Here is a 9395-nt window from a genome sequence, read left to right as displayed (position 1 = left end):
CGTACCACTCCAGCCCGGGCGTCATCCCGCAACCGGATAAGCCGGCCGCCGATCACCCGGTAACCCAGGCTGCCTGGCCGGCCGGGGCTGCCGTCACTCACGCTACCGTCACCGTAACCGGCGCGCGGGCAGGCGGTCCGCCGGCACCGGCCGCACGGAACGTCGGCGCGGGAGACTGGGCCGCCGGTTCCGAGGTCCCCGGAGCCGGTGAGCCGACCGCCAGGCCAGCGCCGCCGAAATCCATCGTGCATGCCGTACGAATCATGTACGCGGGCGCCGCGCTGCCCGTGATCCTCGTCGTGGGTCTTCTGCTCATAGCACTGGCTGGCAAGTAATGGTGGCGTTGGTGGTCATCTTGGGCGCCCTGATCGCTACCGGCCTGTGGCTCTGGATGGCGCAGGCCAACAAGGGCGGCCGGTCCTGGGCCCGGATTATGGCGACGGTGTTCTTCGGCTTTCTGACGATAGTGGAACCGCTGATTCTGGCCTGGCTGATTACGCTCCACATCACGGTAACTTTCCTCGTCGTGTCATTCACGTTCTTCCTCGTGTACTGGCTGACCGGCCTTAGCGCAGTCGTCTTGCTCTGGCGGCGGCCTTCCAGCGACTATTACAATGCGGCCGGTAACCGATCGAAGGCCATTCGCGTAGCAGCACAGAAGCCCGATCAACCCGCAGTACGGGGAGTTACACACCCCGATCCGAACTGAGACCGGGTTCCCCGTGCGGTGAGCTTGGCCAGGTGGCGGATGTATACGGTGGCGTCGACCGGACGGATCGAGGCCATGCCGAGCTGGTCCCGCAGCAGCACGAACGCGATCAGGGGGCCGAAGTAGGCTCGCGCGGTCAGGTACCCCTGCCCGTCGCCGTGGACGTCGGCCACGGCGTCGATCAGGCGGCCGAGCGAGGTGGCGGCAGCGTCATCGACGAACTCGGCGAACCTGGTGTCACCGGCCAGCGACCGCCGTTCCCCGATGAGGATGGTCACTATAGATTCTCAACGGTGCGGGTTACGGAAGGCTGCGCGATCGGGGCGATGCCGGCTGCGAAACCAGCGAGGTGGCCGGACGGGTCGTGGAGGCGGCGGAGGGGGTGGGGGTATGCGGTGGCATATGCCGTTTTATCCGGATATTCCGGGACCGGGCAGGGCGCCCGGCGGCCCCGGTTTCCATGATCATGGGTCGCTGGTGGTCGTATAGGACACCACTGACCCATGATCATGAAAGCTGACCCTGCCGGTGCCTGGCACGCTGGTCAGACGACTGGCTATGACGGCTCCGCACGCCTGGTCAGGCTCACAGGCCCAGGCTGCGGCCGATGATCTCCTTCTGGATCTCGGTGGTGCCGCCGAAAATCGACTGCACGCGGCTGTCGGCCCAGGCCCGCGCGACCGGGTACTCGCGCATGTAGCCGTACCCGCCGTGCAGCTGGACGCACCGGTCGGTCACGCGGTTGCACAGCTCGGTGTCCCACCACTTGACCATGGACGCCTCCTGCACCGACAGCTCGTCGTCGCAGTGGGCCGCGATCGCCTTGTCGGTGAAGGCGCGGGCGACGGCGAGCTCGGTCGCCAGCTCGGCGAGCAGGAACTTGCTGTGCTGGAAGCTGCCGATCGGCTGCCCGAACGCCTGCCGCTGCTTGACGTAGGCCAGCGTGTCCTCGAAGGCCTTGTCCGCGACCGCGAGCGCGAACACGCCGATCGTGACGCGCTCGCGGGGCAGGTTCTGCATGAGGGCGACGAACCCGCCGCCTTCGGCGCCGAGCAGGTTGGCTCCGGGAACGCGGACGTCAGTGAAGAACAGCTCGGAGGTGTCCTGGGCGTGCAGGCCGATCTTGTCCAGGTTCCGGCCGCGGGCGAACCCCGGCATGTCCCGTTCGACGACGAGCAGGCTGATCCCCTTGTGCCCCTGCGCCGGGTCCGTGCGCGCCACCACGATGACGATGTCGGCTAGCTGCCCGTTGGATATGAAGGTCTTCTGCCCGTTGAGGACGTAGTGGTCGCCTGTGCGGGTGGCTGTTGTCCGGATGCCCTGCAGGTCGCTGCCCGCGCCTGGCTCGGTCATCGCGATCGCGGCGATCAGGTCGCCCGAGCAGTAGCCGGGCAGCCAGCGCTCCCGCTGCTCGGGCGTGCACAGCCGGTCCAGGTACCGGCCGATCATGTCGTTGTGCACGTTGAACATGGGCCCGGTCGCCCCGGCGCGGGCGAACTCCTCGTTCATGACCGCGTAGTACCGGTAGTCCGGGTTGCCGCCGCCGCCGTACTTCTCGTCGATGTCGATGCCGAGCAGGCCGGCTCGCCCGGCCGCCCGCCACACGTCGCGAGACACCACGCCGTCGCGTTCCCACTGCTCGTGGTAGGGGGTCACCTCGCGGGCGATGAACTGGCGGACCATGTCCCTGAACGCCTCATGCTCGTCGGTGAAGATGTCACGTCGCATGACACCACGGTAGGCGCCCTGGGTGCGGCGGCACCAGCGCGCTATATCGGAACAGAGCTGTTGCGTTCCGGAGGTGCACGTCCTAGAATACGGAACAGAGCTGATCCGTTCCGTTAGGAGGTCTCATTATGGCCGTGCTGAGCACGCAGGGAATCTCGCAGTACTACGAGGTGCACGGAGATCCCGCCAATCCCCCGGTCCTCCTCGTCGCCGGCCTCGGTGGCGTCGGGACAAGCTGGGGAGCGCAGGTCAAGCTGTTCGCCGAGCGGTACTACGTCATCGTCCCCGACCACCGCGGCACCGGCCGGACCACGCATGCCGCGGACGGCTACACGACGCAGCAACTCGCCGCCGACATGGCCGCGCTCGTGGAGCACCTCGCCCTGGGGCCGGTGCACGTCGTGGGCGCGTCGACCGGCGGCGCCATCGGGCAGTACATGGCCCTGAACCATCCCCATACGGTCCGCTCGCTCACGATGGCGTCCTCCTTCGCCCGTTTCGACGCCTTCGTGCGCCGCGAGTTCGAGGTGCGCAGGAAGCTGGCCGCCGAGTCGGACAGGCGGACCCTGTACTCCTGCTACGCGCTCTTCCTCTTCTCCCCCACGTACGCGCGGGAGAACCCGGAGCGGGTGCAGGCATGGGTCGACCGGGTGCTGGCGAACCCGGAGGCGCCCGGGGACCGCGAGATCGCGCTCAAGCGCATCGACATGATCGCGGCCCACGACACGCTGGCCCAGCTCGGCGCGATCACCCAGCCCGCGCTTGTCATCTGCGGCGACCACGACTTCTGCACGCCGCTGCCGCTGTCGCAGGAGATCGCCGGCGCCGTCCCCGGTGCCGAGCTGGCCGTCCTCGAGGGCGGCGGCCACTTCATCGACATCGAGCGGGAAGCCGACTTCTTCGAGGTCGTGAGCGGCTTCATCGACCGGCAGAAGGACTAGCCGCCGCCGCGCAGCCCGGGCCGCGGCATGAGCGCCCAGGCATAAGGTCCGCGTCATCAGCTCCCCGGCATGAGGTCCCCGAGGGCGGAGGCCAGGTCATCCAGCTGGCCGGCGGCGAAGGCGCCCGCGTCGGTGAGCGGCTGGACGACCACGTGGTCCGCGCCCGCGTCCAGGTGCGCGCGCACCCGGTCGGCGGCGCCGGCGGCGCCGGACGGGATGATCGCCTCGATCAGCCGGTCGCTGCCGCCGCCCGCCAGGTCGTCGGGGCCGAAGCCGAGCCGGCGCAGGTTGCGCGTGTAGTTCGGCATCCGCAGGTAGCGTTCCGCGTAGGCGCGCGCCGCGGCCCTTCCCTCGGCAGGAGCGGCTGCCAGCGACACGGCCTGCTCCGGCACGAGCAGCGGCGAGGAACCGAGCACCTTCCTGGCGTAGGCGGTGTGCTCGGGCGGCGTGAAATACGGATGCGCGCCCGCGGTGCGCTCGGCGGCCAGCGTGAGCATGCGCGGCCCGAGTGCCGCGAGCACGACCGGCGGCAGTTCGCTGTCCGCCCCGTGCTCGGCCGGGTGGTCGAGTTCGTCGAGGAACTTTTCCATCTTGGCCAGCGGGTGCTCATAGGCGTGCCCGAGCGAGGCGACAAGCGGCTCGTGGCTGACGCCAAGCCCCAGGATGAACCGGTCCGGGTACTCCGCCGCCAGCGCGGCCGCGTCCGCCCGCATCCGCGCGGGCTCCCACGCCCAGATGTTCGCGATCCCGGTCGCCACGATCAGCCGCCAGCTGCCGGCCAGCAGCGGCCGCAGCAGCTCGAACGCGTCCGGCGTCGCGTTGCCGCCGCCGATCCACACCGACGTGAAGCCGGCCCGCTCGATCGCGGCCGCGGTCGCCGCCGGGTCCGCCCCGATCCACGCGGGCGGCGGCATCCAGATCCCGACGCGCCCGAGCCGGGAGCGCAGCTCATCGATCGTCATGCTCACTGTCATCTCCCGCGGGCGGAAATTCATTCCCTGGGTCATTGTGAAGCATTTCTTTCGAAAGTACTCTTTCAGGTGTGCCGGAAAATCATCATGATTCCGAACGGACCGGGCCGGCTCCCCCGGCCGAGCAGCCGCCTGCGGCGGTCGGCACACCGGGCAACCCGCTCCGGCTCACCGATCCGCGGATGATGCGGGCGCTGGCCCACCCGGCGCGGATCGCGATCTGGCAGTTCCTCGGCCTCGAGGGTCCGGCGACCGCCACCGAGTGCGCCGAAGTCGCCGGGCTCTCCCCCTCGGCCTGCAGCTACCACCTGCGCACGCTGGCCCAGTACGGGTTCGTCGAAGAGGACCTCGCCAGCGCCGCGGACGGCAGGCAGCGGCCGTGGCGGGTGCGGGTGGTCGCGTTCAGCATGCCGGAGGGCGCGGACACCACTGCGGCCATGCGGGACGCGGCGCGGCTGCTCGCCGAAAGCGTGCACGCGTCCGTCGAGGAGCTGCGGGAGGGCTACCACGACAGGGAGCTGGAGTACCCGGGGCGGTGGCGCGAGGCGCTGGGCGCCACGCACGACGTGGTGCACGCGACCCCGGAGGAGCTCACGACGCTGCGTGGGCGGCTGATCGAGGTGGTCGGGGAGTACCGCCGGCTGTCCCGCGACGAGCGCCCGCCCGCCGCCCGCCGCGTCTACGTCAGGACCGACCTGATCCCCTGGTTCGAACCAGACGCTGGCGAGTGAGCGTCGTGCCCCCGGTGGAGGGAACATGACCGCGACGGAACCGGGACCGGGGCGTCGCGCCCCGCTGGCCCGGATGGCCCGGATGGCGACCGCCTGGCGCTCAGGGCCGCTGGGCGTGCCGGCGTTCCGGCTGCTCACGGCCGGCCAGTTCACCTCGACGGTCGGGGACTACTGCTACGTGGTCGCCCTTCCGTGGCTCGTGCTGTCCAACCACGGCAGCGCCGCGCAGCTTGGGCTCGTCCTCGCCTGCTACGGGATACCGCGAACCGCGCTGATCACGGTGGGCGGCTCTCTCGCCGACCGGCTCGGCCCGCGGCTGATCATGCTCTGCTCCGACGCGGCACGGTGCGCGCTGACCGCGGTGTTCGCCGTGTTCGCGGCCGATCACATCAGCTCGCTCGCCGCGCTGGCGCCGGTCGCCGCGCTGCTTGGCGGCGCTTCCGCGCTGTTCATGCCGGCCTCGATGGCGATCATGCCGTCACTTCTTGAGGCGGGGCAGCTGGCCGCGGCCAACGCCGTGTACACCGGCCTGATCCAGGTCGGGTCGCTGGTCGGCCCGGTGCTCGGCGGGGTCGTGGTGGCGACGGCCGGACCGGCCGCCGCGTTCGGCGTGGACGCGGCGTCGTACCTGGTGTCCGCGGCGTCGCTGGCGCTGATGGCGAGCGCCGCGGCGCGGCGCTCGCCGGCCGGCGCGGAGGCCGCGGACGAAGTCCCGGCCGACGCGGGGCAGGCGGACGGGCCGGCCACCGCGCCGGCGAGCGTGTGGAGGCTGCTGCTCCAGGCCCGCATCCTGCAGATCATCCTCGTGGTGTCGGTGACCGCGAACTTCGCGCTCACCGGGACCACCGAGGTCGCGCTCCCCGCGCTCGCGCACGCGCGGTACGGCGCGGGCGGGTACGGCGCGGTCCTGAGCTGCATCGCGGTAGCCAGCCTGGTGGGCACGATCATCGTGACGCGCCTGCGCGGCATCCGCCGGCCCATCGCGATTCTCGCCGTGGCGTTCATGGTCGCCGCGCTGGCCATCGGCGTCGCGCCGTTCGTCGGCGGGCTGCCCGGCGTGGCGGCCAGCATGGCCGTCTTCGGCCTGGCGCTCGGGGTCGACAACGTCCTTTCCCTCACGCTGCTCCAGCAGTGGGCTCCGCCGGCGATGATCGGCCGCGTGATGGGGCTGCTCATGCTCGCGGGGGTCGGCAGCTTCCCCGTCGCGACCGCCATCGCCGGAGTGCTCACCCGCCACCTCGGCCCCTCGCCGGTCTTCGCGATCAGCGGGGTGCTGATCGCGGCGGCCATGCTGTTCGGCCTGACGCAGCGCGAATTCCGCGACTTCGGCATCCGGGCGCGGCCCGACGCCGCCGGTGAGCTCGCCTCGGACCCGGCCTGATCGCCCAATACGGTGGCGGCGCGCCTTGCGGGCTGTCTGCCAGCGGTCTCAGCATGTGAGACAGCCGGCCGGGGCCCGGGCGGGCCGGGCGCTCCGCCGGGTCAGGCGGCGGTGATCGCGCCCAGGTAGGTCTCCCACTGGGGGTCGCCGTCGAACTGGGCGCCGATCAGCCGCCAGTGCGCGCCGCGCGGCACGACTGGCGCCACCGGCAGCGTCCAGCCGAGCTCGTCAAGCAGGCGGTCCGCCTTGCGGTGGTTGCATATCGTGCACGAGGCGACGCAGTTCTCCCAGGTGTGCGGGCCGCCGCGGCTGCGCGGGACCACGTGGTCGATCGTTTCGGCGTGCCGGCCGCAGTAGGCGCACTTGTAGTTGTCCCTGCGCATCAGCGCCGCCCTGGTCAGCGGCACCCGGTTGCGATGCGGGATGCGCACGTAGCGGCGGAGCCTGATCACCGACGGCGTGGCCAGCGAGACCGAGGCAGAGTGCAGCAGCTGGCCGTCGCTGTCGTCGTGCACGATTTCTGCCTTTTCGCAGAGCACCAGGCACACCGCGCGCCTGAGCCCGACCGTGGTCAGCGGCTCATAGGTCACGTTGAGCAGCAGCACTCGTCGCACTGGCACCTCCGCAGGCACCGGTCGTGAGGCGCCGCTCGCATCACCAGGGCACGGTTATTCCTGGCGTGACCGAAGCCACGTGCCTCCGCCAACACTGTAAGCGTACTAGTCCCTCCGTGCATTCTTGGTTAATGGGGAGTAACGACCAAACGTTAGGGTGCGCACATGGGATCATTTCGCGCGCAGTACCCGCCCGCACGGCACGAGGATCTTGTCGAGGACCTGTTCGGGCACCGGGTCGCGGACCCGTACCGCTGGCTGGAGGACGCCGGCTCGGCGCAGACCCGGCGGTGGCTCGCGGCCGAGGAGGAGCTCTGGGCCGCCTACCGGGCGGAGCTGCCCGGGCGCGACGCGTTCGCGGCCCGGGTGGGCGAGCTGCTGCGGGTCGGGTACGTGGGCGTGCCCGCCTGGCGCGGGACGGCGCGCTTCTACACGCGGCGGGACCCGGACCAGGAGCACGGGGTGCTGTACGTGGCGGATGCGGGGGATGTGACGGCGGAGGCGGATGGCACAGATGCCGTGACCGATGAGATAGTCGCGGGCGCCGTGGCGACCGGTGGCGCCGCGGAGGGCGGGGCGGGCGTGCGGGCGCTTGTCGATCCGGTGGCGATCGACTTGTCCGGGCGGACCACGCTTGACTACTGGCAGCCGGACAAGGAGGGGCGGCTGCTGGCGTACCAGCTGTCGACGGGCGGCGACGAGGAGGCCCTGCTGCGGGTGCTCGACGTGGCCTCGGGCGAGGTCGTCGACGGGCCGATCGACCGGTGCCGCTACTCGGGCGTGGCGTGGCTGCCCGGCGGGAAGGCGTTCTACTACGTGCGCCGGCTGCCGCCGCAGGCCGTCCCGGCGGGCGAGAGCCAGTTCCACCGCCGGGTGTACCTGCACGTCGTGGGGACGGCGCCGGAGTCGGACGCGCTGGTGTTCGGCGAAGGCAGGGACAAGACCACCTACTACGGGGTCAGCGTCAGCCTGGACGGCAGGTGGCTGGTGATTTCGGCCTCCATCGGCACCGCGCCGCGCGACGACGTGTGGCTCGCCGACCTGACCGCGTCGGACCCGGCCGCCCCCGTGCTGGTGCCGGTCACCGTGGGCCTGGACGCGCGGACGTCGCTGCGGGCCGGGCGGGACGGCCGGCTGTACGTGTTCACCGACCTGGACGCGCCGCGCGGGCGGATCTGCGTCGCCGACCCGGCCGCGCCCGGGCCGGCCGGATGGCGGGACCTGATCGCGGAGGACCCCGCCGCGGTGCTGCGGGGGTACGCGATCCTGGACGGGCTGCCCCGGCCGGTGCTGGTCGCGGCGCGCACCAGGCACGCGATCAGCGAGGTCACCGTGCACGACCTGGCCACCGGGGAGCCGCTGTCGGCGATCGGGCTGCCCGGCCTCGGGTCGGTCGGCGGGATCGCCGAGCGGCCCGAGGGCGGGCACGAGGCGTGGTTCGGGTACACGGACTACACGACGCCGCCTGTGGTGCTGCGCTACGACGCCGCCGCCGGCGCCCTGGACACGTGGGCGACGTCGCCCGGGTCCGTCTCCGATCCGCCGGCGGTGGTCGCCTCGCAGGTCACGTACCACTCCGCGGACGGCACGCCGGTCCGGATCGTGATAGTGGAGCCCGCGGGAGGAAGCCGGGATCGTTCGGGAGAAAAATCTGCGATCCTTTACGGCTACGGCGGGTTCGATATCAGCATGACCCCGGGTTACGCGGCGAACATCCTCGCCTGGGTCGAGGCGGGCGGCGTGTACGCGGTCGCGGCGCTGCGCGGCGGCAGCGAGGAGGGCGAGGAGTGGCACCGCGCCGGGATGCTCGGCGGCAGGCAGAACGTGTTCGACGACTTCCGCGCGGCGGCTTCGTACCTGATCTCGGCCGGGATCACGTCGCCGGAGCGGCTGGCGGTGTGGGGCGGGTCGAACGGCGGGCTGCTTGTGGGGGCCGCGGTGACGCAGTGGCCGTCGCTGTTCGCGGCCGCGGTGTGCTCGGCGCCGCTGCTCGACATGGTGCGGTACGAGCGGTTCGGGCTGGGCGAGGCGTGGAACACCGAGTACGGTTCGGCGGCCGTGCCTGATCAGCTCGCGTGGCTGCTGGCGTACTCGCCGTACCACCGGGTCGTTCCCGGCACGTCGTACCCCGCGGTGCTGTTCACCGTGTTCACCAACGACACCCGGGTGGACCCGCTGCACGCGTACAAGATGTGCGCGGCGCTGCAGCACGCGACGGCGTCGTCGCGGCCGGTGCTGCTGCGCGCGGAGGGCCAGGTGGGGCACGGGCAGCGGGCGGTGTCGCTGTCGGCCGCGCTTGCCGGGGACTGCCTGGCGTTCG

At 71.4% G+C, this 9395-nt stretch carries 9 protein-coding genes; 5 read left to right on the top strand and 4 right to left on the bottom strand.

Annotated elements, in window-relative coordinates; genetic code table 11:
- The first annotated feature begins 337 nt into the window (after positions 1–337).
- Positions 338–709, top strand: a complete 372-nt coding sequence (locus tag Q1N79_RS15860) for a hypothetical protein (RefSeq protein ID WP_300609838.1) — start codon at positions 338–340, stop codon at positions 707–709.
- Here Q1N79_RS15860 and Q1N79_RS15855 read toward each other — a convergent pair.
- Both Q1N79_RS15855 and Q1N79_RS15850 read right to left on the bottom strand, forming a co-directional pair.
- The gene (locus Q1N79_RS15855) at positions 667–987 is read right to left on the bottom strand and encodes a hypothetical protein (protein ID WP_300609837.1); all 321 of its coding nucleotides are present in this window, start codon (positions 985–987) and stop codon (positions 667–669) included. The two genes, Q1N79_RS15860 and Q1N79_RS15855, sit on opposite strands and share 43 nt — an antisense overlap.
- Positions 988–1294: 307 nt before the next feature.
- Entirely contained in the window at positions 1295–2437 is a 1143-nt protein-coding gene (locus Q1N79_RS15850; protein ID WP_300609836.1) for an acyl-CoA dehydrogenase family protein, read from the bottom strand.
- Between the two features lie 128 nt (positions 2438–2565).
- Here Q1N79_RS15850 and Q1N79_RS15845 point away from each other — a divergent pair, with 128 nt between their 5' ends.
- The gene (locus Q1N79_RS15845) at positions 2566–3378 is read left to right on the top strand and encodes an alpha/beta hydrolase (RefSeq protein ID WP_300609835.1); all 813 of its coding nucleotides are present in this window, start codon (positions 2566–2568) and stop codon (positions 3376–3378) included.
- Between the two features lie 56 nt (positions 3379–3434).
- Here the strand turns inward: Q1N79_RS15845 and Q1N79_RS15840 are convergent, their stop codons facing one another.
- Positions 3435–4340 carry a TIGR03620 family F420-dependent LLM class oxidoreductase gene (locus Q1N79_RS15840; RefSeq protein ID WP_300609834.1) on the bottom strand — a complete coding sequence of 302 codons (906 nt, stop codon included), beginning with the start codon at positions 4338–4340 and terminating at the stop codon, positions 3435–3437.
- An 80-nt stretch (positions 4341–4420) separates the two neighbouring features.
- On the opposite strand from Q1N79_RS15840, the gene Q1N79_RS15835 reads away from it, so the two are divergent.
- Positions 4421–5080 (top strand): winged helix-turn-helix domain-containing protein, encoded by a 660-nt coding sequence (locus tag Q1N79_RS15835; protein ID WP_300609833.1) that lies wholly within the window; start codon positions 4421–4423, stop codon positions 5078–5080.
- A 25-nt stretch (positions 5081–5105) separates the two neighbouring features.
- Entirely contained in the window at positions 5106–6461 is a 1356-nt protein-coding gene (locus tag Q1N79_RS15830; protein ID WP_300609832.1) for an MFS transporter, read from the top strand.
- A 101-nt stretch (positions 6462–6562) separates the two neighbouring features.
- Here the strand turns inward: Q1N79_RS15830 and Q1N79_RS15825 are convergent, their stop codons facing one another.
- Entirely contained in the window at positions 6563–7075 is a 513-nt protein-coding gene (locus Q1N79_RS15825; RefSeq protein ID WP_300609831.1) for an HNH endonuclease, read from the bottom strand.
- A gap of 165 nt (positions 7076–7240) precedes the next feature.
- On the opposite strand from Q1N79_RS15825, the gene Q1N79_RS15820 reads away from it, so the two are divergent.
- Positions 7241–9395 (top strand): prolyl oligopeptidase family serine peptidase (locus Q1N79_RS15820; protein WP_300609830.1); only part of this gene is annotated, 2155 nt, incomplete at its 3' end.

Source organism: Trebonia sp. (assembly GCF_030042015.1).
In the GTDB taxonomy this organism is placed as follows: Bacteria; Actinomycetota; Actinomycetes; order Streptosporangiales; family Streptosporangiaceae; genus Trebonia.
This window is presented reverse-complemented; position numbering and strand designations above follow the sequence as displayed.

Bases quoted from the DNA above. Each gene is read 5' to 3' on its own strand.
- Q1N79_RS15850 (WP_300609836.1), bottom strand. From the start codon at position 2,437: ATGCGACGTGACATCTTCACCGACGAGCATGAGGCGTTCAGGGACATG.
- Q1N79_RS15845 (WP_300609835.1), top strand. From the start codon at position 2,566: ATGGCCGTGCTGAGCACGCAGGGAATCTCGCAGTACTACGAGGTGCAC.
- Q1N79_RS15840 (WP_300609834.1), bottom strand. From the start codon at position 4,340: ATGACGATCGATGAGCTGCGCTCCCGGCTCGGGCGCGTCGGGATCTGG.
- Q1N79_RS15830 (WP_300609832.1), top strand. From the start codon at position 5,106: ATGACCGCGACGGAACCGGGACCGGGGCGTCGCGCCCCGCTGGCCCGG.